A 21,103-nucleotide genomic window follows, 5' to 3' on the forward strand; every position below is an offset into this window, starting at 1 on the left:
TAGAATTGATTAGCCAATATATTTTACATATATTACTTTTGTGGGGGTAACTAATAATGGTATTTAAATCAAAAAAAGATAAATTTTCTGAAATGTTAATGAATGTTTCAGAAAATTTAAAAGAAGGCGCGCAGTTTTTCGTGGAGTATAAAATTAAAAATGCTAGCGATTTAAAAGAGTTTTCTATGCGCATGAAAGAGTATGAGTCAAAAGGTGACTCATTTATTCACGAAATCATTATGGAGCTAAACAAAGCGTTTATTACTCCAATTGAACGTGAGGACATCCTACAACTTGCAATGAGTATGGATGATGTATTAGACGGATTAGATCATAGTGCTGGTCTATTCGAAATGTATTCTATTACAGAAGCTGATGAATACATGATTAAATTCGTTGAAGCAATTAATCAATGTGCGATTGAGATTGCAAATTCTGTTGAACTACTGTCTAAAAAGAAGTTAGTCGACATTCGTACGAACGCGATTAAGATTAAGGATTACGAATCACAATGTGATGATATTCGCCGTCATGCAATTAAGCACTTATTCTCTCGTGAGAAAGATCCGATTAAGATTATTCAATACAAAGAGATTTACGAAGAGCTTGAAGAAGTAGCGGATAGCTGCCAAAGCGTTGCAAACGTATTAGAAACAATTATTATGAAGAACGCGTAAGGAGTTTGATCATGGATACACTCTTGATACTGACCGTTTTAGTAGTCATTTGCGCTTTAGCTTTTGACTTTATCAATGGATTTCACGATACAGCAAACGCTATTGCAACGGCTGTTTCAACGAAAGCTCTAAAGCCTAGACATGCAATTATTATGGCAGCTATTATGAACTTTTTAGGTGCGATGACATTTACAGGTGTAGCAAAAACGATTACAAAAGATATCGTTGATCCATTTGCCTTGCAAAATGGTTCTCTTGTAATTTTAGCTGCTTTGCTTGCGGCAATAGCTTGGAATTTAATTACTTGGTACTACGGTATTCCAAGTAGTTCTTCGCATGCAATTATCGGCTCAATCGCAGGTGCAGCTATCGCTGCTGCCGGTATTAGCTCATTAAATCTTAAAGGGTTCATAAAAATTCTTGAAGCTTTAATCATTTCACCGATTATCGCTTTTGTTATTGGTTATATCGTATACAGTATTTTTAAAGTGGTCTTTAAAAACTTTAATTTAACGAAAACGAACAAAAACTTCCGTTTATTCCAGATTTTCACTGCAGCATTACAAGCTTATACACATGGTACGAATGATGCACAAAAAGCAATGGGAATCATTACGATGGCTCTTATGGCCAATAACTATCATACTTCTGACGACATCCCGTTCTGGGTACAATTATGTTGTGCAATCGCAATGGGTCTTGGTACTTCTGTTGGCGGATGGAAAATTATTAAAACTGTCGGTGGACAAATTATGAAAATTCGTCCTGTAAATGGTGTAGCTGCTGATTTATCATCATCACTTGTTATTTTCGGCGCAACATTTATTCACTTACCGGTTAGTACAACACACGTTATCTCTTCTTCTATTTTAGGGGTTGGTGCTTCACATCGTGTGAAAGGTGTAAAATGGGGAACTGCAAAACGTATGTTAATTACATGGGTTATTACACTTCCTATTTCAGCTTCGTTAGCTGCATTATTTTACGCTTTATTACACTTAATCTTTTAATTAAAAGTCGTCTTCCTTATTTTTCTAGGAAGACGACTTTTTTGTGAACAAACCTTTTTCTTATTAAAAAGCGTGTATAATAATTGGTGGATAAGTTATATAGAGGAGTTGGAAATTTTGGAATACATCATGTTACTTTTCATCGGGTTAATCGCCGGGACAGTCGGGAGTCTAGTCGGGCTTGGTGGCGGAATTATTATTGTTCCGTTATTAATCGGATTACACAGTCTATCACCACAACTTGCAGTAGGAACTTCAATGGTAACAGTCGTTTTTACAGGACTATCTTCCACCCTTACTTATATGAAGCATAAACGAGTAGATTACAAAAGTGGACTTATTTTATTTATCGGGAGTGGCCCTGGTGGTATCATCGGCTCGTGGGCAAACAAATTTTTAAACCAAGATACATTTTCTTTATATTTTGGGATTTTCCTTATTTTTGTCTCCATCCTTCTTATGTTACGAGACAAATTAAACCCCCTTTCTTTATCAAATATGACGGTAATTAAGCGTTCTTTTACAGATAACGAAGGAAACACTGTACACTATCAATTTCCACCGCTTCTCGCTATCTTTATCGCCTTTATAGTTGGTTTTATATCTGGATTATTTGGAATTGGCGGCGGTGCCTTACTTGTTCCAGCAATGATGCTACTTTTTGCATTCCCAGCACATATTGCTGTAGCAACTTCGATGTTTATCGTATTTTTATCAGCAATTGTAAGTTCTGCAACTCACATCTCCCTTGGAAATGTCAGCTGGGTTTACGCATTAATTCTTATTCCTGGTGCATGGATTGGCGGAAAAATCGGGGCTTATATTAATACAAAATTAAGTGGTAATGCCGTAATTAATTTATTACGTATCACATTAATTATTCTCGGAACTAGATTAATCATTACTTCTTTTTTATAACGCGTTCTTTTTAGAATGCGTTTTTCTTATACACATGAATATAAAAATCCTCCTAAGAGAACAAATAAAATTAAACAAACACATAATAACATATAATTGGAAATATGTACTTTCTTCAAGTTGACCACTCCTATAACTGCGACTGTTATCTTTATGATAGCGAAAAAATAATTCACTTGCAGTTACAAAGTGCTAACAATGCAAAATCATTTATTACAAATTTTATCCTTATATTTCATTTCTTTGTATATTCTATCGTTTTAATAAAAAAAGATGTCATATTGACATCTTTTTTAGTGAAGAAGTGACCACCCCATAAAATCCTCATGTACTTGGCACGCCCTCTTATCGTTTCGATCATATAATTCAGCATAACTATCTGTTTCTTCATCATAAGCCATCGTATAAATAATTTGGCCGTCTACTTCAACGGATAACACGACTCCACCTTTCATCTCTTCTACATGAATGATAGCATTCGCCGGAATTCTCATATCCGTCATTTTTATCGCATCTAACAATATACTAAACCCCCTACAGCGTATTCATTGCTAGTACTATTACACACTAAATAGTATACTACTGTAATAGCATATATTTCGTCAATGAAATTGCTATTTAAAAGCATATTGTCTTTATACATATACGCTAAAATAGAAGAAATAGAAATGTTTAAATGGGGGGGCTAACATTGATTCTACACAAAGGAGATGTACTATTCCGTCAAGGCGAGGACGGTCCTTTATATCTTATAAAAACAGGTTTATTAAAAGTAGTACGGATAGAAGAAGATGGAACACCATTTCTATTCAACATTATCGTTCCAGGTGAAACGATACCTCACCATTCCTTAATTTCACCGAAGGAATATCACGGTACAGCAATCGCTTTAATGAAAACAGAAGTTGAACCTATAATTAGTAACGAATGGTACGATCAACTTCAGGCAAATCCTGCATCATATGCAAATATTGCTATGCAACTACAATCAAAATTAAGAATGATGCAACAGCGTATCGATCAATTGACAACCGTCTCTCCGAAAGAACGTCTACATCGTTTACAAGAATGGTTCACACTATATTTAGGTGACATTCCTATATATGAAATATTAACACAAACTGAAATCGGTCAACTCATAGGTATACGCCGTGAAACGGTAAATCGGCTGTTACGAGAACAAATAAAAAACGAGGTAAAATAATACCTCGTTTTTTACTTATTTCAAACTTCATCTATTGTAAGCTTGCTGCTGGACCGAAAAATTCATAATGAATATGCTCTTGTTCCACACCTATATTAGTTAGTGCAGCATTTATATGCTTCATAAATGGTACGGGACCACAGAAATAAAATTCTGCTTCAGTTGTCGGAATAATAGTTTGTAACCATTCAGCTTCAATGAAACCTTCTTTATCAAAGTTCTTCATTTCCAAATCTTTTTCAGTTGGTGCAGAATAGCAAGTGTATGCTTTAACTTGTTCGTATTCATTATCTACTGCCTCAACGTGTTCTTTCATTGCATGTGTATTACTATTTATCGCTGCATGAACAAAACATACATTACGTTTTGAGTTTTGTTCAATTAACGTATTTAGCATACTCATCATTGGTGTAATACCTACTCCACCACTAATTAGCACAACTGGTAATGTTGAATCCATATTTAATACGAAATCTCCTGCTGGTGCACTTACTGGTAACATATCCCCTTCTTCTACATGATCGTGTAAGTAGTTAGATACTTTACCGTCCGGTGTATCTACACCTTTTTCTTTCTTTACACTAATACGATAATATTCTTTTCCAGGAGCATCTGATAAACTATATTGACGATTATGTGTATACGTTTCACCTTCTATATTTATTTGAATCGTTACATATTGTCCTGGGATGAATGAAGAAACTTGCCCACCATCTTCAGGTTTTAAATAAAATGATGTAATAACGTCGCTTTCCTTCACTTTTTTAACAACCACAAAGTTACGGAAATCTTTCCATCCACCTTCTTTATGTGCCGCTTCTTCATACATCTCTGCTTCAATGCTAATGAATGCATCAGCAATGACACCATAAGCTTCTCCCCATGCATTTAAAACTTCATCAGGTGCACCTGCGACCTCTTTAATTGCACGTAATAAACATGTACCTACAATCGGGTAATGCTCTGCTTTAATACCTAAACTTCTATGCTTATGACCAATTTGTTTTACAACTGGAATAATAGCTTCTAAATTATCAATATACGTTGCAGCTGCATAAACAGCATTCGCTAGCGCTTGTTGTTGTCTTCCCTTTTTCTGATTTGTATGGTTGAAAATATTCAATAACTCCGGATGTTCCGAAAATAAAATTTGATAAAATCTCGTTGTAATTTCAACGCCTTTTTCTTGTAATAATGGTACTGTTGACTTTACGATTTCAATTGTTTTTGCACTTAACATTGTATCCCACTCCTCTATTTCCTTAACTGTTTTTAGTTTAACTGAATTGTATAGTACATATTGTGATTTTAATCACTATTAACACGGTGTTTTTGTGAATAATATATGAACATTGCACTTACAAAAGAAAATAAGCCAACTAGAATTCTAGCTAGCTTATTATTTGGACTGTATAGCTTGTTCAATTACCCTTATATCTTTTCCATCTCCAAACTCTGTATACCCCCAGATGTTCGTTTCACCTCTATATTTATTTACAATAATATCTAAGTCATGGTATACACGATGTGCATAAACTACATACTCAACATTTTGAAGTTCTACACCTTTTTTTACAATTTCATAGCTTCTATTTACATCACGTTTTATTTTTTCATTCTTTATTTCTGTATGTATATTTTTTAAAGACGATTCTTGTTGTTGAAACCATTGTTTAAATTGGTTCCAGTCCCCTTCTGTATAATTCTCTGCTTTACCGTAATTTAAGAAATTATTATAACTTTCATGCGTCATACGAATAAAATCTAGCACTTTTGTCTCTTCTTGCACATCTTCTATTTGAGCTATTGTACTTACCTCAGCAGGCTTATTCGCATAATGTAATAGCAATTTCATAAGACTATAGCTCGCAATGATCATTACGATAATAATCCCGAATACAATTAACAATTTCTTCATATACAGAACTCCTTCTCTACTAAAGATATTACAATGTAAGACTATACTTGTAACATTCTCTCGTAGAAATATAATTCCTGTATAAATTCTTCCTATCATTTCGACAATATTTTTCTATACATTTCTCGTTGGTAAATGTTCTTGTAAAACAATGTACCCTTCATAAGCTGTATAACCGAGTATAGCCATTAATCCGATATAACAAGCAAAGACTGTCCATTTTGTTTTCATATCAACTTTATAATAGTTTTCCTGTTGTCTCTTTTCTGTCTCCCATTCCTGTAATTTTCTTTCTGACATTTCAAATGCTTCTCTTATATGAATTGTATGCGTTTCTTTTTCATCTTCATATGGAACGTAATCAAGCGGCTCAAACTTTGGTAAAAGATGCTCTAACACTTCAATCTTTTGAAGTTCTCCTACTTTTAATTCTTTCTCTCTTTCTTTTTGCCTTAATATATTTATTTCATGTTGCATCATATATATATTTCGATGCACCGCACCTGTTTCTTTTAACTCCTCTTCAAGTCTTGCAACATATTCTTTCATTCCATCAATTCTATATCCTAATTCCTTAATTGGCTCATCTCTCTTTATTACTCTATATAATTCCATACAGCCGATAATAAAAATAAATCCTCCCAAAATACTTTTAAAGTAAATGGCATAACCGAGCAATACAATAAGACCCGCTCCCCAAATCTTTGTACTTACAACTGAGATAATTCGTCCACCATCTAATGGAGAAACCGGAATCAAGTTAAAGAAGTTAATCATACTTCCAAGTAAAATAATTAATGCCCAAAATGGCTCTTTCGTTATTATATAAAGTGGAATCGCAGGTAAAAATGACAACAATCCGAAAAGAGGTCCCATATAGGCGATGTAAGCTTCATCTTTTGCATTTTTCGGCATCTCTTTCATCCCAATAAGAGCGCCCATAAATGGAATAAATATTGCTGGCGATGTTGGTATACCTTTTCTTTTCGCAGCCCATAAATGGCCCATTTCATGAATAAACAACAAATAAATGAGCGCTACCCCAAATTTCCAACCATATATAACCGCGTATGCACCAAGTGATAGAAACATACTAAATACCGTTGAAAACTTTGCTAGTTTAAAAATTGCAAATACCCACTTTAACTTAGAAAGTAAAAATAGCCCTATTGCAACAATAATTCCCCATAATCCTTTTTTATTATTTTTCATATTCCTCTCCTTTATCTCTCATTAATGAATCATATTTATTCATCAAAACTATTCTTTTCTCTATTATGACATATTTTTTTCTATCGTTAGAAATAATGTTTATTTAATCCATTTTTAGCCAAAAATATAAATATAAATATAAGGAGGTGTTTGCAAATGAATTTACAATCTCTCATAATAGGCGCTCTATCGTTTTTAGCTTCAACTCTAATTTTTTATACCGTTAGTTACGTATTATTATTAGATTTGTTGCCCAATCACGTATTTATTGCCCTTGTCATCCTTTCCGCTCTTATGATTTCTTTTCTTATTACACGAAAATCAATGAATGAGCCATCTGCAAAAGCAAAATAATAGAGAGGGGGTGTTTTCCCCTCTCTATTATCATTTCCTAGGAAAGGTCATATAGACTTTACATTCATCTCGATCCGTAAGGGCTAATTAAAGTTTCATTTTATCTTTGTAAATCCATTTTTTCACCATACTCTTTAACAATTTGAATGATATTTTGAAAAACACCTATTTTTTCTTTTTTGCTATTTAATATTTTCAAATCATAATTTTCATAATATGTTTCTAATGACTTTAATTGTGATTCTGAAGCATCTTTTACCGGAACAGTAGCATGCAATTCATATTGTTTATACCCTTCCTTTACCTTTTCACCTGAAATTTTTTCACTCTCTTTTGCTCCAATTAATTTTTGAACTTTTTCTGGGAAAATGACTTGTAAATAATACTCTTGTTCCTTCTCTAACTTGTTGTATAGTGAATGTGAAATCGTATACCGCACCGTATAATTCACTTTTTGATCGCCTGCTTTAATATGAAACGCAGTAATCTGCAAATCTTTTTTTGTTACTCCCGTTAAAGGACCTACCTGCATCTCATCTTCTTTTTGTTCTGAAACATTTGGAAATATAGCCAAAAGCTTTTCTGTATCTTTTTTATTCAGCATATACATAGCTTTCTTATATTGTATCCATCCTCGTCTGTCTTCTCCTCTTAGCCATGCATAATATGTTTCTTTTTTTCCACCCCTATTAATTTTTATTTCATATTCCGGTTCACCAAAACTACCTGTTACTTCTTGTTTTTCCGCTTTATCTATAATGTCTATTACTAACTTAGCTTCTGATTCCTGTAACTTTTTCTCTTTATGTTTTTTTTGTATAACGGTTACCCCTATCGTTTCTTTCACTTCATTCACCGTCTCTTCCACTTTTTTTGTTTCTTTTTTTTGCTCTACTTGACCACAAGATGCTAGTAACGTAGCAAATAACAACAATACATATTTCCTTTTCAACTTAATCCTCCTTTTACAATAAGAAATTCTTATACTCTTCATATAAAAAACAAAAACGTGAAACACTATAAAATACGCTATACTAAGTATTGAAAGGAGGTCTTTTTCATGTCCATTAATTTTCACGATGCAAATAATAAATACACATACGCACAGCGAAACGCCCATATTTCTTGGGGAGAAATGATAAAAAGTATTACAAATATACAAAACAAGCAAATAATTGATATCGGTTGTGGTGGCGGGATTTATACGAAAGAACTTGCTCTTATGGGGGCCAAAAATGTCATTGGACTTGATTTTTCAAAAGAAATATTACAAGCTACAAAAGAAAATTGTAGCGGCTTTCCAAATATTTCATTCATTCACGGTGATGCACATAACGTCCCATATCCTAATGATACATTCGACATTGTTATTTCGCGCGCAGTGATTCATCATTTACAAGACATTCCTACATTTTTACGTGAAGCTTCTCGTATATTAAAGAAAAACGGTGTACTTATTGTACAAGACCGAACTATTGAAGATTGTACAATTCCTGGAAGCCCCGAACACATTCGTGGATATTTTTTCTCTACCTTTCCAAAACTCATTGAAATAGAATCAAAAAGGCGGCCAAAAACCACCACGATACAGCAAGAATTACAAAAATATTTTCTTCACGTGTTCCCCTCTCAAACACAATGGGAAGTACGAAAAATACATGATTCTGTAGAAGCATTGCTACAAGATTTATCACCTCGAACAGGTCGATCCATTCTATATGAATTAACAGATCATGAACTTTCTCAACTTCTACAACAGGTCCAGACCGCATTACAAAGCATCTCTCCTATTATCGAAAGAGATCGGTGGACAATTTGGAGCGCCATGAAATTGTAAGGAAGGAAGCCTCACAACATAATGTGAGGCTTCCTTCTTTCATAGTCTAATTTTGCAACACTCTTGATATCCTCCACTTCTGGCCTGTGCACTTCCACACTTCGGACATACTAAATATCTAGACTGATTTGTCAACAAACTACCTTTTTGAAAGAGTAAAACTTCTGCTTGTTTAAACGAACGCGAATAATATAACCACATAAAACCAATTATAGCAATAATGCCAAATAATACTCCCATCGCAAGCATTCCAGTCACCTCTTTTGGTTTGTTCTTTCCAGCAAGTGGATTGTTGTATTATTCTCTGTAAATTCAAACAATACCTTCTTTACTCCTATAAATATCAACTTTCTCTATAAGTTTTACAATTCTCTACAAATTTTTACTCCCGTTTTACAATTCACCATTCCCTTTACAACAACGAATATCACATTCAATATTTCCATATATAAATATATATTTCAAAAAAATGTTGACTTTCAAAAAAAAACATGTGACAATACTGTCAGAATACTTGAATAAAAATTCATTGACGAGAACGAGTACGTTATAGGACCGTCCCCCAGAGAGTTGGCGATTTGCTGAAAGCCAACGTTCAGTGCGTAACCGAAAATCATCTCCGAGAAGTAGAACCGAATGTTACAGTAAGTTCTTACCGGCTGTCCCCCGTTACAAGGAACACGTATCATGTTGTACGTTGTAAAGCCGTCTACATATAGACTCATTTCTACATGTATAAATTAGGGTGGTATCGCGGGTAAATATAACTCGTCCCTTTCTTTAGGGACGAGTTTTTTGTGTTCTTACAAATGAATTTAAAAAAGGAGGAAAAACAATGAACACTGTATCAAAAAAACATATTTTTTTCACGGGTCTTATGCTATTTTCTTTATTTTTTGGGGCAGGTAATTTAATTTTCCCTCCCATGCTTGGACAAAATGCAGGTGAAAACTTTTGGCCGGCAATGATTGGATTTTTATTAACAGGAGTCGGTTTACCATTATTAACTGTTATTGCAATTTCTTTATCAGGAAACGGCATGCAACAACTCGCAAGTCATGTTCACCCATTATTCGGAATTTTCTTTACTGTAGTTGTATATATCGCAATCGGTCCTTCTATGGGAATTCCACGCGTTGCAAATGTCGCTTATGAAATGGGTGTTAGTTCTTTCTTACCAGAAACAATTCGTTCTAGTAACCTAGCACTATTTTTATACACAGTCGTCTTCTTCGCTATCGTATTTTGGCTTAGTTTAAATCCATCTAAACTTGTCGATCGCATCGGAAATATTTTAACACCTATTTTATTACTCTCTATTTTCTTACTATTTGTTAAAAGTGTATTTACACCACTCGGGCAATCAGGACCAGCAATGCAAGAGTATCAAACTTCTCCAATCTTCAAAGGTTTTATGGAAGGATACTTAACGATGGATACCATTTCTGCGCTTGCATTTGGAATTATCGTTGTAAATGCCATTCGCTCTAAAGGTGTGAAGGATCGTAAATCCATTGCCATCGCAACAGCGAAAGCAGGACTTATTGCCGCTACTGGTCTCGTACTTGTATATGGTGCACTTGGCTGGCTCGGTGCAACTAGCGTCTCGCTCGGATATGCACAAAATGGCGGACAATTACTTACTGTTATCGTACAGCAATTATTCGGTCCATACGGTTTACTTCTATTATCTCTAATCGTTACACTCGCTTGTCTAACAACTTGTGTTGGACTTGTATCTGCGTGTAGTCAATATTTCTCAACATTATTGACTAAATTTTCATACAAAATATTCGCGAGTATCATTTGTGCACTAGGATTATTAGTTGCCAACTTAGGTTTAACGAAAATTATTGCCATCTCTGTTCCAATTCTACTTGTTGTATATCCAGTTGCAATTGTACTCGTTCTACTATCGTTACTTCATAAATATTTCGGTGGATATCGCTCTGTTTATGTAGGTGCTTTAATTGGAGCAGCAATCGTAAGCGTATTTGACGGATTAAAACAAGGTGGCATTTCAGTTTCATTTATCACACCATATTTTGAATTTATCCCTTTATATAATGAAGGAATTGGCTGGCTAATACCAGCATTAGCCGGGGCTATTATCGGCCTTACAATCGCTAAGTTAAGCGGTGCGAAAAAAGTTCCCTTAATAACTGATTCCCGCGAAGTAAAAGCATCCTAAAAAACTCCCGAAAGGGAGTTTTTTTACTTTTGATAAGCAGTATGATTAAAACTGCTTATTTTATACGCTTTCGTATAATATTCGGTATTTGTATCCACTGTTTCTACTTTGATAACATCGTAGCAATCTTCTTGCTTTACTAAAAATAAATAGTACTCTTCTGTCGCCTCAACAATTGCAATTTTATCTGTTTCAACATTATATTGTTCACAAAGCGCTTGTAATGCGTTCACATAATCCCCTAATTTTTTAGACTTATCCATGCCAAATATCGTTTGAACTAACATACACTCTCTCCCCTTTGTATGTACTGTTAACAACTTAATGATAACGTTTACATTTGTTAACGTCAATAAAAAGATTTGGCGTAAACTAATAATCAGCGGAGATACCCCCCACTGATTAAAGTTTCACTTTATCATTTCGTCAATTGATGTCTAAACGCATAAATAACTGCCTGTGTCCGGTCACTGACATTTAGCTTATTTAAAATATTACTCACATGTGTCTTTACTGTTTTGAGGGCAATAAACAATTCATCTGCAATCTCTTGATTACTTTTCCCCTCTGCAATTAATAACAAAATTTCAGACTCTCTTTCTGTTAACTCCTCGTGCAAAGGTTGTTCTTTCTTCTGACGCATACGAGACATCATTTTACCAGTAACTTTTGGCTCTAATACCGTTTCTCCATCATAAGTAGCTCGTACAGCGTCTGCTATATCACTTGCTCTTGATGTTTTTAATAAATAACTTGTCGCTCCAGCCTCAATAACAGGGTACAATTTCTCATCATCTAAAAAGCTCGTTACAACTACAATTTTCGCTTCTGGCCATTCCTGAATAATAGCACGTGTTGCTTCAACCCCATCCATCTCGTCCATGACAAGGTCCATCAAAATAATATCTGGTCTTAATTGCAGTGCTAACTCTGAACCTTTTCTTCCATTTTCAGCTTCTCCAACTACTTCGATATCTGGCTGCGTTGATAAATATGCTGATACACCCATTCGAACCATTTCATGATCATCGACAAGTAACACTTTTATCATGATTCTCCCCCTTTCTCAATCATAATCGGTACTTTTACTTCTATTTGTGTCCCTTTAGCGGGGAAACTAAGTACTTTTAATGTCCCACCAATTTCATGAACACGCTCTTGCATTGATCTTAAACCATATGAACCAGCCTTATTCACTCCGACTTCAAATCCAACGCCATCATCAATAATTTTTAGAATTGCATATTGATCAATTTTCCGAAGACGTACTTCCGTTTTCTTCGCTTTCGCATGTCGTAAAGTATTGGATAAAGCTTCTTGCACAATACGAAATAAATGATCTTCTACACCTTTTTTCAATTCTATTGGCTCGATTAGCCATTCAATTTTCATATGTTGCTTTCGCGATAATTCCGTCAATAATTCCTCTATACCTTGTGTCAGTTTCTTACCTTCTAATTGTACAGGCCGTAAATGAAGAAGCAACGCTCTCATTTCTGATTGTGCATTTACAACCATATTTTCAACGAGCTGCAACTGCTTTTTTGTCGTTTCTGGAATTTCAGCTACTTGTTCATTAATAGCCGACATCATCATCGACATTGCAAAAAGCTGCTGACTTACAGAATCATGCAGCTCCCTCGCCAATCGATGCCTTTCTTGAGATATCGCTTCTTGTCTCATCTCTTCATTCCAATGAGCTCGTTCATTCGTTACTTTTTGAAAGAGTCCAGCTTGCTCCTCTAATCGACGAGCAAGACCGATTACTTTTCGTTCTACTTCATGAAATTCATCATCTGCAGTAAACGAAACATCACTCGGAAAATTCCCTCGCTCCACTTCAAATAGAAAAGTATTTAATCCTTGTATACGCTGCTCTATATAGTAACCGATTGCATATCCTACAATTCCCCCTATAAGTAAACTTGTAGTCATAATAAACAAGCCAATTGGAACAGAAGCGATGGATTCCTTCCATAATAAATCATACACTTGTTGCTCGCTTTTCCATACATATACAATTGTACAAATGAGTGCAATACTAACAGAAGACAACATAGAATAACGAATATACATCCACGAAATATTTTTTTGTTTCTTCATTATACTTTCCTCACTTCCGTATCGCCTACGACAAGCGAAGAAATAATTTTAATACGACGAGGCGCTTCTTTATACTGCTCTGTTCTAAATGTAACATTGCGATTAAATCCTGTCTCTTCATGTCCTGGCAGGAGCACACGTCCGACAATAACAGAATGATTTAAAGACAATTCAATATCATATGGCACATATAAACGAATATTACCAACGACACCTCGGATAACAATTACCGTTTCTCCTTCTGGAATCATAGCAGTTGTTAAATCTATTTCCACATCACAAGCACCATATTGAACATTAATATCCTCAAGTTCATAAATATGATCCATCATTCGTATATTCCCTACAAACATATTTTTTAAATATGGTTCTGTACGATATATTTGCTTCTCTTCGTCTATAATCCCTTTTTCTTTAATTTCAACCTTCATTGCTTTTTGCTGATGTCCTTGTTGAATCAGTTGATAACCAATTAAAGCTAAACAAGCAAATACGACAAGAACAAATGCTGCTGATGAAAATAAGAAGAATAAAAATACGATACCACCAACAAATAAAAAGACATTTCCCCTTACATAACGATTCTTCTTACGATAATGCCTTCCAAACATAAGCATAATAAATGCAAAAATGAGACCACCTGGTTCAAAATGTCCAAGTATCATATCAAGAAAAAGACCGAATCCAAATATGATGAGGAGCATCCCCATTAATTGTGTTTTTGAAAATTGTTTCTTCATTTCAGCTCCCCCCTTCTTGTTACATATACATAGAAGAAAAGGCATTGCTTTCCAACACCTTTTCTCCTATCACTATATCATAAGCCTGTTTTATAATATACTACTATTATTTTGTTAACTCTTTCGTTAACGATACATCATTCTTCTCTTTCATTTCACGCTCAAGCTTTGCAATCTTCATATCAAATGTGTCACGTTCATGCTCCTCATTTATACGAGATTCTAAGTCGCGAATATGATCTTCAATTTCCTCAAAGCGTAAGAACGGATTATTTTCATCCATTTTATGCATCGCTGTATTCATACGACGATTTGCATGTGCCATATTTTCACGTGCCATTAATTCCATACGTTTTGCGTGCATTTCTTTTAATTTATTTTTCATCTCAGCAAGACGACGCTCTAACTCATCAATTTGATCTACAACACCTGCATACATTTCTTCTAATCGAGTTACTTGCCCTTCATAATACGCTACTTCTTCTAACGCACGCTCATGTAGCTGTAATTCGCCTGCTTCTTGAGCGACGATCGCTTGCTTTGATCTTTTATTAACGAAATAACGTGCTTGCTCAAGCTCACGAGCGAAATTAGATTTTAATGTTTTGTGGCGCTCAATTAACTTCTCAATTTTTGTTATTTCACGCTCACTATCGCGTAAATATTGGTTTAACATCGCGATTGGATTTTTTCTTTCTTTCTCATCTAACACATTATGAAAATCTGCTAAAATTGCATCGCGTACACGTCCGAATAAAGATTGTTTCATTATAATCTTCCTCTCTTCTACTTTATAAATTTGATTTAATTTTTTATTAGTTTTTCATTAACTTGTTCCACTCATCTTCAAAGTTGCTATATGGTTTAGAACTTTCTGGTGCAGAATCAACAACTACATTTTTTTCTTTTTTCCACTCACGGTATCCGTAGTATAAAACTACTAATGCTGCGATACCGATTAATGCTGGGGAATGAGAAAGGGCGATGGACAAGCCGATCAAACCAACAATACCCCAAACTAACTTTCCAAAAAATGATTGTGCTCGCACAAATGATTTATAGCTCCAGTACACAACTCCTGCTCCGATTGCGACTCCTACAATACCAGCAAGACTACCAAGAGCAATTAAAGCTAAAATACCAGCCGCGATAAACGCTAGAAATTGTTTCATCTTGTGCTTGCCTCCCTTCGATTTGATACTCTTATCTTAACTATTTTTTCACTTTTCCATAACGAGCTTAAGAACCGTTTTCGACTCAGACTTAAGACTGAGTTGCATTCAGCCTTTTGTAAAAATATGCGGTAGGATAGGATGATTCACTCTTTTATCGCACATAAAAAGCCGTACAGAGAACATTCTCTGTACGGCTTTCGTTACTATTCATAAACTTCATTTTAAATTATGCTGTTTTGTGATACTCTTTCTTTCCCGCTACTTTAGAAAACCTCGGGAAACCAATTAATATAGAAATGATTCCACATACTCCAACTAAGATTGGATAAAACGCATATGGTAACAATTCAATCGGAGATAACGCCGCAAATCCTGCTGCCGTTAACATTTGCGCACCATACGGAATTAATCCTTGCACACAGCATGAGAAAAGATCTAATACACTCGCTGATTTACGAGGGTCAATTTCATATTGATCTGCAATGTTTTTCGCAAGTGGACCTGTAAAGATAATAGAAATCGTATTATTCGCTGTACACATATTCGTCATACTCACTAAGCCAGCAATACCAAACTCTGCTCCTTTTTTTGAACGAATGTTACGCGTTAAAATATTCATTAAATATTGAATGCCACCATTATATTGAATCAGTTCGACCATACCGCCAATTAAAATAGCTAGTAATACTAACTCCATCATACCGCCCATTCCAGTCGTTACACTTTTAAAGAAACTCTCTAACGTGTAACTTCCATCTAAAAGACCGATAACGCCAGATAGTACAGTTCCACCAGTTAACACGATAAGTACATTCCAACCAAGTAGCGCTGTAATAAGTACTCCTGCATAAGGTAAAATCTTTATCCAGTCAAAGCTATGTGCTTTTATCTGTGTATCGCTTCCTAAAGTAACGATTACTAATAGTACAATTGTAATAATAGCTGCTGGTAATACAATTAAAAAGTTCGTTTTAAACTTATCTTTCATTTCTGTTCCTTGTGAACGTACAGCTGCAATTGTTGTATCTGAAATAAATGATAAATTATCACCAAACATCGCTCCTCCAACAACGGTAGCCATCGTAAGTGCAATTGAGATATCAGTTTGCCCACTAATACCTACAGCTATTGGTGCTAATGCAGCAATTGTTCCCATTGAAGTTCCCATCGCTAATGAAATAAATGCCCCTATAACAAAAATTCCAGCTACGATAAATCCTTGCGGTAAAATGGATAACGCTAAGTTAACTGTAGAATCAACGCCGCCCATCCCTTTTGCTGTTTCAGAAAACGCTCCTGCAAGTACAAAAATTAGAACCATAATCATAATATCTGGGTTCCCTGCACCTTTAGCGAATCGTTCTACTTTTACATTAAAATTTTCTTTACGATTCATTGCTAAAGCGACTCCTACAGCAATTGAAATTGCTACAAGTATCGGCAATTTATAGAAATCACCTGTAATAATTCCAGAACCAATAAATAGCGCCAAAAATATCCCAAGTGGTAATAAAGCCAAACCATTTCCTCTCGTTTCTTTCAAAGTACCATCTCTCCCTAGTTTCAACCTTTTTCTAATGAATAACAAAAGACCTCTTCCAATGAGAAGAGGTCTTATACATCTATAAGAAACACTCTTCTCATCTTTCAAGCACACGCTTGCTGGATTTGGCACAGCACTCTGAAATCGAGTCCGCTGCCGAGGCATCGTAGGGCCAGTCCCTCCGCCTCTCTTTATAAGAAGGTTTCATATTTATTTTTTAATAATAATTTCTTCCCTAACTTTACTCGCTTACAAAACAAAAGTCAATTATTTTTTGTATAGATTTTTTTGGTAATTATGCAAAAATTTGAATAAAACAATCATTTTAACTTTTTGATTTCTTCTTCCAATATTGAAATCCAATAAAATTCACTATTTTTTATTGCATCTATTATCCATTTCGTAGTGTACCAAGCTAACTCGTACTCTTCTTTTGTAACATCTCCACTTTTATAGGCGTCCTCTAGCTCATCTTCATCTAGTACATACATCTTACCGTTCGGTAATAACACTACATCTAAATATAAATCATCAAAATACGGTAAACCACGGTCATCAATTTTATATTCTTTCGCCACATCGATATAATATTGCACTAATTTTTTCTGATCATCTAACATAGCTGTAATCGCAAAGTTTTTCCCGTCTATAAAATATTGAATCCACGTATATTGATTCCCTGCGATACAAAGTTTTTTACCATCATATTCTTTACAACTAGGTTCTCTTACCTTTTTTATGTCTAATATTCCTAGCATTCCCTCTTCTACTTGCTTAACCGTATAATCCTTCTCTATTAGTCGCTTCCACGAAGAACCGTCACCATATTTACGTTTCATTACGTCCGCTTCCCTTCTATATAGAAAAGCCCCCACATATTATGTGAGAGCTTGTTCAAATTATAATTAAGCTGCTTGCTTATTAGAAATTTCTTTCAAATAAGCTTGTCCTTTTTCAGCGTCATACTGACCTTCCCACTTAGACATAACTACAGCTGCTAAAGAGTTACCTACAACGTTAACTGCTGTACGAGCCATATCTAAAATACGGTCAATACCAGCGATGAATGCTAAACCTTCAGGTGGAATACCTACTGTACCAAGTGTCGCTAATAATACAACGAATGATACGCCTGGTACACCTGCGATACCTTTTGATGTAACCATTAATACAAGTAATAATGTAATTTGTTGTGTAATAGATAAATCAATACCGTACATTTGTGCTAGGAAAATAGCCGCAATTGCTTGATATAAAGTTGATCCATCTAAGTTAAATGAATAACCTGTCGGAATAACGAAAGACGTAATTGCTTTCGGACAACCGAATTTCTCCATTTTCTCCATGATTTTCGGTAAAACTGTTTCTGAACTCGCTGTAGAATATGCTAAGATCAGCTCGTCTTTTAAAATCTTAAAGAATTGGAAAATGTTAATTCCAAATATTTTCGCTGTAAGTCCTAAGACAACTACGACGAAGAAGATCATTGCTCCATATACGACAATTAGTAATTTCCCTAATGGAATTAATGAAGCTAGACCGAATGTAGAAACTGTAACACCAATTAGTGCAAACACACCAAATGGTGCAAATTTCATAACTTGGTTTGTTACATAAAACATTGCATCAGCTACACCTTGGAAAAATTGAAGAACCGGTCTTCCTCTTTCACCAATTGCTGCTACACCTAAACCAAATAATACAGAGAAGAAGATAATCGCAAGCATATCTCCGTCAGCTAATGACTTCATAATGTTCGTTGGAACAATATTTACAAATGTATCTGCAAATGAATGACTTTGCACTTGCTCTGTCGTATGTGTATATTTCGAAATATCTGTCTTCGTTAACTGATCCATATTTACGCCTTTTCCTGGTTGGAAAATATTCGCAATTAATAGACCGACAATAATTGCAATTGTTGTAATAATTTCAAAATAAAGAATTGTTTTTCCGCCTAGTCGGCCCAGTTTTTTTACATCACCAACACCAGCAACCCCAACAACAATACTTGCTACAACAATTGGTACAACGATCATTTTAATTAATCGGATGAAAATATCACCAATTGGTTGTAAATATTTCACAACCGCTGGATTATCAAAGAAAATCGCTCCAACTGCAATACCAAGCGCAAGTCCTATTAATATTTGCCATGCAAGTCCTATTCTTTTCATATTTGTTGTAACCCCCTCTTCGATGTGTCACTCTATCTCTCATTCTATCTCTATAAAACTTGAAATTAAGAGTATTACATATTATTCGACAATTCACTACATTTTGTCCCTGTTAAAAATCATAAATCAAAATTTTAAATCTGACAACAAAATAAGTTTGCCCGAACGCAAATAATTTTCTTGACAAAAACAAAACCCATGTCAGAAAACCTCACATGAGAACGATTCCTTATCAGTGTTTTATTGGATTCCGATCTAATATTTCACTATATAAAACAAATGCATTATTCCCTTTATTTTACACAAAAACCCAAAAAATACATCCTTCTTACACGAACAAAAAGTGCATCTACCATGACAATTACCGTTGAAAAATGATAAATTCCGACAAAACTTAGCAACTTTATAAAATTTTCTTTACATTATGGTTACAACGATAGACACTCTTCTTCTTATGATATATAACATTCATAGGGAAAGGAGCCAGACAACCATGAAAAAGAAATTTGCAGCGTTTAGTGTTTTAGCAGCAGGAACACTTTTTGTTTCTCCGTTACTTTCACCCGTATACGCTGAAACGAATCAAGATAAATTATATAATATTCAATCTGAATTAGAAGGAAAACAAAATGACTTACAAAATAAATCAGTTGAGAAAGAACAAATAGAAAAAGAAATTCAAGAATTACAAAAGAAAATCGACGATTTAACTACTTCTATTAATAAAAACGAAGCTGAATTAAACGATACAAAAAAAGAAATTAGTAAAACACAACAAATAATTACTGAAAAAAAGAAACATATAGAGCAATTACAAACAAACATAGATACGCGTCAGGAAGTTATTAAGCAACGTTTACAATCTATGCAAGAAAAACCTCGTACAAACATCATTACAGAGGTATTAACAAATTCTACAAACATTGCTGATCTTGTTGATAATATGTACTCTGTAAGTTTAATTTTAAACAATGATACAGATATTGTGAAAAAACAAACAACTGACCAAAATGCTGTGACGAAAGAAAAAGAGGCTGTTGAGAAAAAAGAGCAACAACTGAAAGAATCCGAGCAAAAATTAGAACAAAAACAGCAAGAATTACAAAATAACCAACAACAGCAGCAAACCTTTATTAGCGATCTACATACGAAAGTAGCAAAAGTAGATTCAGAGATTGAAGGATTAGAAGAATCTAAAGGCATTTTAGAAAATCAGCGTCAAGCTGTTCAAAAAGCAATTGAAGAAGAAAAACGTGCCGAAGAGGCTCGTAAAGCTGAAGAAGCTCGCAAGGCAGAAGAAGCTCGTAAACAAGCCACTACAGCTGCTCAAACAGCTCAAACAGCTCAAGCAGCTCCAACACCACACGATACAAATATTGGCGGGTTTATTAAGCCAGCAGCTGGATCAAAAACTTCTGGATTTGGCGTGCGCTCTATAGATAACCATAAAGGAATCGATATCGCAGCCTCAGGAACCGTTCCAATTATTGCCGCTGCTGATGGTGTTGTTATTCGCTCAGAATTATCATCTAGTTACGGAAACGTTGTGTACTTATCTCACCGTATAAACGGAAAAACATATACGACAGTATATGCTCATATGAGTAGCCGTTCTGTATCAAATGGACAAACTGTAAAACAAGGCACTCAACTTGGATTCATGGGAAATACTGGCCAATCATACGGGCAGCATTTACACTTCGAACTTCACCTTGGAGAATGGAATGTCGGTAAGACAAACGCAGTGGATCCATCTCCTTATATCGGATTATAAAAAAACTCGGTGCATACCGAGTTTTTTTATTTCCACTTCACACACTATAGGCATTCCACATAGACTACAACTAAATGCCTATATTTTACGAGGTGAATCATATGAATACGCAATTACAACAAAAAATCGAAGAGGCTAGAGAAACTTATATTGGCCGGCTATTTACATTTGGCGGTTCAGCATTATTTTTAATCGGATCATTTATCGCAGTCGTCACAGCCTATAAAGCGTATAATCGTTTATTAAATACACCTACTACATAATAAAACG

Annotated in this window: 24 protein-coding genes, 1 riboswitch and 1 other annotated feature; of the genes, 9 read left to right on the top strand and 15 right to left on the bottom strand. The window is 34.8% G+C overall.

The features are described from left to right. The first annotated feature begins 56 nt into the window (after positions 1-56). From QCI46_RS20380 to QCI46_RS20390, 3 genes are all read left to right on the top strand, one after another. A complete protein-coding gene (locus QCI46_RS20380; protein WP_000231446.1) occupies positions 57-677 on the top strand; it encodes a DUF47 domain-containing protein in 621 nt (206 codons plus the stop codon). A gap of 11 nt (positions 678-688) precedes the next feature. Next, complete coding sequence (locus QCI46_RS20385) at positions 689-1,687, top strand: inorganic phosphate transporter (RefSeq protein ID WP_048544857.1); 999 nt, start codon at positions 689-691, stop codon at positions 1,685-1,687. A gap of 117 nt (positions 1,688-1,804) precedes the next feature. Beyond that, the gene (locus QCI46_RS20390; RefSeq protein WP_000455764.1) at positions 1,805-2,605 is read left to right on the top strand and encodes a sulfite exporter TauE/SafE family protein; all 801 of its coding nucleotides are present in this window, start codon (positions 1,805-1,807) and stop codon (positions 2,603-2,605) included. Between the two features lie 293 nt (positions 2,606-2,898). On the opposite strand, the gene QCI46_RS20395 is transcribed toward QCI46_RS20390, so the two are convergent. Then, positions 2,899-3,126 carry a hypothetical protein gene (locus QCI46_RS20395; RefSeq protein WP_000882907.1) on the bottom strand — a complete coding sequence of 76 codons (228 nt, stop codon included), beginning with the start codon at positions 3,124-3,126 and terminating at the stop codon, positions 2,899-2,901. Between the two features lie 170 nt (positions 3,127-3,296). Here QCI46_RS20395 and QCI46_RS20400 point away from each other — a divergent pair, with 170 nt between their 5' ends. Then, positions 3,297-3,809 carry a Crp/Fnr family transcriptional regulator gene (locus QCI46_RS20400; RefSeq protein ID WP_353841261.1) on the top strand — a complete coding sequence of 171 codons (513 nt, stop codon included), beginning with the start codon at positions 3,297-3,299 and terminating at the stop codon, positions 3,807-3,809. 31 nt (positions 3,810-3,840) lie between these two features. Here the strand turns inward: QCI46_RS20400 and hmpA are convergent, their stop codons facing one another. The 3 genes from hmpA to QCI46_RS20415 all read right to left on the bottom strand — a co-directional run bounded on the left by hmpA (position 3,841) and on the right by QCI46_RS20415 (position 6,939). Then, complete coding sequence (gene hmpA / locus QCI46_RS20405; RefSeq protein WP_327957794.1) at positions 3,841-5,049, bottom strand: NO-inducible flavohemoprotein; 1,209 nt, start codon at positions 5,047-5,049, stop codon at positions 3,841-3,843. 159 nt (positions 5,050-5,208) lie between these two features. Next, positions 5,209-5,727 (bottom strand): hypothetical protein, encoded by a 519-nt coding sequence (locus QCI46_RS20410; RefSeq protein ID WP_353841262.1) that lies wholly within the window; start codon positions 5,725-5,727, stop codon positions 5,209-5,211. A gap of 114 nt (positions 5,728-5,841) precedes the next feature. Then, entirely contained in the window at positions 5,842-6,939 is a 1,098-nt protein-coding gene (locus tag QCI46_RS20415; protein WP_098089014.1) for a site-2 protease family protein, read from the bottom strand. A gap of 156 nt (positions 6,940-7,095) precedes the next feature. Here QCI46_RS20415 and QCI46_RS20420 point away from each other — a divergent pair, with 156 nt between their 5' ends. Continuing rightward, a complete protein-coding gene (locus QCI46_RS20420) occupies positions 7,096-7,293 on the top strand; it encodes a hypothetical protein (RefSeq protein WP_001053356.1) in 198 nt (65 codons plus the stop codon). Positions 7,294-7,393: 100 nt separating this feature from the next. On the opposite strand, the gene QCI46_RS20425 is transcribed toward QCI46_RS20420, so the two are convergent. Continuing rightward, positions 7,394-8,245 carry a YhfM domain-containing protein gene (locus QCI46_RS20425; RefSeq protein ID WP_327957795.1) on the bottom strand — a complete coding sequence of 284 codons (852 nt, stop codon included), beginning with the start codon at positions 8,243-8,245 and terminating at the stop codon, positions 7,394-7,396. 108 nt (positions 8,246-8,353) lie between these two features. Here QCI46_RS20425 and QCI46_RS20430 point away from each other — a divergent pair, with 108 nt between their 5' ends. Continuing rightward, the gene (locus tag QCI46_RS20430; protein ID WP_327957796.1) at positions 8,354-9,130 is read left to right on the top strand and encodes a class I SAM-dependent methyltransferase; all 777 of its coding nucleotides are present in this window, start codon (positions 8,354-8,356) and stop codon (positions 9,128-9,130) included. A 39-nt stretch (positions 9,131-9,169) separates the two neighbouring features. Here QCI46_RS20430 and QCI46_RS20435 read toward each other — a convergent pair whose 3' ends face one another. Next, positions 9,170-9,379 (bottom strand): hypothetical protein, encoded by a 210-nt coding sequence (locus QCI46_RS20435; protein ID WP_000880630.1) that lies wholly within the window; start codon positions 9,377-9,379, stop codon positions 9,170-9,172. A 271-nt stretch (positions 9,380-9,650) separates the two neighbouring features. Next, positions 9,651-9,909 (top strand) — a binding site (T-box leader). A gap of 56 nt (positions 9,910-9,965) precedes the next feature. On the opposite strand from QCI46_RS20435, the gene brnQ3 reads away from it, so the two are divergent. After that, positions 9,966-11,321 (top strand): branched-chain amino acid transport system II carrier protein BrnQ3, encoded by a 1,356-nt coding sequence (brnQ3, locus tag QCI46_RS20440; RefSeq protein WP_353841263.1) that lies wholly within the window; start codon positions 9,966-9,968, stop codon positions 11,319-11,321. Between the two features lie 23 nt (positions 11,322-11,344). Here brnQ3 and QCI46_RS20445 read toward each other — a convergent pair whose 3' ends face one another. The 9 genes from QCI46_RS20445 to gltP all read right to left on the bottom strand — a co-directional run bounded on the left by QCI46_RS20445 (position 11,345) and on the right by gltP (position 19,059). After that, positions 11,345-11,641, bottom strand: a complete 297-nt coding sequence (locus QCI46_RS20445) for a DUF3992 domain-containing protein (protein WP_327957798.1) — start codon at positions 11,639-11,641, stop codon at positions 11,345-11,347. A gap of 98 nt (positions 11,642-11,739) precedes the next feature. Next, positions 11,740-12,372, bottom strand: coding sequence for a response regulator (locus QCI46_RS20450; protein ID WP_000598709.1), 633 nt, complete (start codon positions 12,370-12,372; stop codon positions 11,740-11,742). Next, positions 12,369-13,424 (bottom strand): sensor histidine kinase, encoded by a 1,056-nt coding sequence (locus QCI46_RS20455; protein WP_098089008.1) that lies wholly within the window; start codon positions 13,422-13,424, stop codon positions 12,369-12,371. Before QCI46_RS20455 ends, QCI46_RS20450 begins: the two co-directional genes overlap by 4 nt. Next, a complete protein-coding gene (gene liaF / locus QCI46_RS20460; protein ID WP_075308724.1) occupies positions 13,424-14,164 on the bottom strand; it encodes a cell wall-active antibiotics response protein LiaF in 741 nt (246 codons plus the stop codon). The genes QCI46_RS20455 and liaF overlap by 1 nt, the downstream gene beginning before the upstream one ends. Positions 14,165-14,270: 106 nt before the next feature. Then, entirely contained in the window at positions 14,271-14,933 is a 663-nt protein-coding gene (locus QCI46_RS20465) for a PspA/IM30 family protein (RefSeq protein ID WP_075308722.1), read from the bottom strand. Between the two features lie 46 nt (positions 14,934-14,979). Then, a complete protein-coding gene (locus tag QCI46_RS20470) occupies positions 14,980-15,336 on the bottom strand; it encodes a lmo0954 family membrane protein (RefSeq protein ID WP_353841264.1) in 357 nt (118 codons plus the stop codon). Positions 15,337-15,565: 229 nt separating this feature from the next. Continuing rightward, positions 15,566-16,882 (bottom strand): Na+/H+ antiporter NhaC family protein, encoded by a 1,317-nt coding sequence (locus QCI46_RS20475; RefSeq protein ID WP_353841265.1) that lies wholly within the window; start codon positions 16,880-16,882, stop codon positions 15,566-15,568. Between the two features lie 94 nt (positions 16,883-16,976). After that, positions 16,977-17,082: riboswitch (SAM riboswitch) on the bottom strand. 120 nt (positions 17,083-17,202) lie between these two features. Then, positions 17,203-17,721 (bottom strand): ribonuclease FAU-1 family protein, encoded by a 519-nt coding sequence (locus QCI46_RS20480; RefSeq protein WP_048544881.1) that lies wholly within the window; start codon positions 17,719-17,721, stop codon positions 17,203-17,205. Positions 17,722-17,787: 66 nt separating this feature from the next. After that, a complete protein-coding gene (gene gltP / locus QCI46_RS20485) occupies positions 17,788-19,059 on the bottom strand; it encodes a glutamate/aspartate:proton symporter GltP (protein ID WP_000821129.1) in 1,272 nt (423 codons plus the stop codon). A 493-nt stretch (positions 19,060-19,552) separates the two neighbouring features. On the opposite strand from gltP, the gene QCI46_RS20490 reads away from it, so the two are divergent. Together QCI46_RS20490 and QCI46_RS20495 are read left to right on the top strand one after the other, a co-directional pair. Next, a complete protein-coding gene (locus QCI46_RS20490; protein ID WP_353841266.1) occupies positions 19,553-20,833 on the top strand; it encodes a murein hydrolase activator EnvC family protein in 1,281 nt (426 codons plus the stop codon). 101 nt (positions 20,834-20,934) lie between these two features. Continuing rightward, complete coding sequence (locus tag QCI46_RS20495) at positions 20,935-21,096, top strand: hypothetical protein (RefSeq protein WP_001096003.1); 162 nt, start codon at positions 20,935-20,937, stop codon at positions 21,094-21,096. Positions 21,097-21,103 lie beyond the last annotated feature (7 nt).

Origin of the sequence: Bacillus cereus group sp. RP32 (genome assembly GCF_040459735.1) — a bacterium.
GTDB classification, from domain to species: Bacteria; Bacillota; Bacilli; order Bacillales; family Bacillaceae_G; genus Bacillus_A; species Bacillus_A wiedmannii.

Bases quoted from the DNA above. Each gene is read 5' to 3' on its own strand.
- QCI46_RS20380 (WP_000231446.1), top strand. From the start codon at position 57: ATGGTATTTAAATCAAAAAAAGATAAATTTTCTGAAATGTTAATGAAT.
- QCI46_RS20385 (WP_048544857.1), top strand. From the start codon at position 689: ATGGATACACTCTTGATACTGACCGTTTTAGTAGTCATTTGCGCTTTA.
- hmpA (WP_327957794.1), bottom strand. From the start codon at position 5,049: ATGTTAAGTGCAAAAACAATTGAAATCGTAAAGTCAACAGTACCATTA.
- QCI46_RS20410 (WP_353841262.1), bottom strand. From the start codon at position 5,727: ATGAAGAAATTGTTAATTGTATTCGGGATTATTATCGTAATGATCATT.
- QCI46_RS20415 (WP_098089014.1), bottom strand. From the start codon at position 6,939: ATGAAAAATAATAAAAAAGGATTATGGGGAATTATTGTTGCAATAGGG.
- QCI46_RS20420 (WP_001053356.1), top strand. From the start codon at position 7,096: ATGAATTTACAATCTCTCATAATAGGCGCTCTATCGTTTTTAGCTTCA.
- QCI46_RS20430 (WP_327957796.1), top strand. From the start codon at position 8,354: ATGTCCATTAATTTTCACGATGCAAATAATAAATACACATACGCACAG.
- QCI46_RS20435 (WP_000880630.1), bottom strand. From the start codon at position 9,379: ATGCTTGCGATGGGAGTATTATTTGGCATTATTGCTATAATTGGTTTT.
- brnQ3 (WP_353841263.1), top strand. From the start codon at position 9,966: ATGAACACTGTATCAAAAAAACATATTTTTTTCACGGGTCTTATGCTA.
- QCI46_RS20450 (WP_000598709.1), bottom strand. From the start codon at position 12,372: ATGATAAAAGTGTTACTTGTCGATGATCATGAAATGGTTCGAATGGGT.
- QCI46_RS20455 (WP_098089008.1), bottom strand. From the start codon at position 13,424: ATGAAGAAACAAAAAAATATTTCGTGGATGTATATTCGTTATTCTATG.
- liaF (WP_075308724.1), bottom strand. From the start codon at position 14,164: ATGAAGAAACAATTTTCAAAAACACAATTAATGGGGATGCTCCTCATC.
- QCI46_RS20465 (WP_075308722.1), bottom strand. From the start codon at position 14,933: ATGAAACAATCTTTATTCGGACGTGTACGCGATGCAATTTTAGCAGAT.
- QCI46_RS20470 (WP_353841264.1), bottom strand. From the start codon at position 15,336: ATGAAACAATTTCTAGCGTTTATCGCGGCTGGTATTTTAGCTTTAATT.
- QCI46_RS20480 (WP_048544881.1), bottom strand. From the start codon at position 17,721: ATGAAACGTAAATATGGTGACGGTTCTTCGTGGAAGCGACTAATAGAG.
- gltP (WP_000821129.1), bottom strand. From the start codon at position 19,059: ATGAAAAGAATAGGACTTGCATGGCAAATATTAATAGGACTTGCGCTT.
- QCI46_RS20490 (WP_353841266.1), top strand. From the start codon at position 19,553: ATGAAAAAGAAATTTGCAGCGTTTAGTGTTTTAGCAGCAGGAACACTT.
- QCI46_RS20495 (WP_001096003.1), top strand. From the start codon at position 20,935: ATGAATACGCAATTACAACAAAAAATCGAAGAGGCTAGAGAAACTTAT.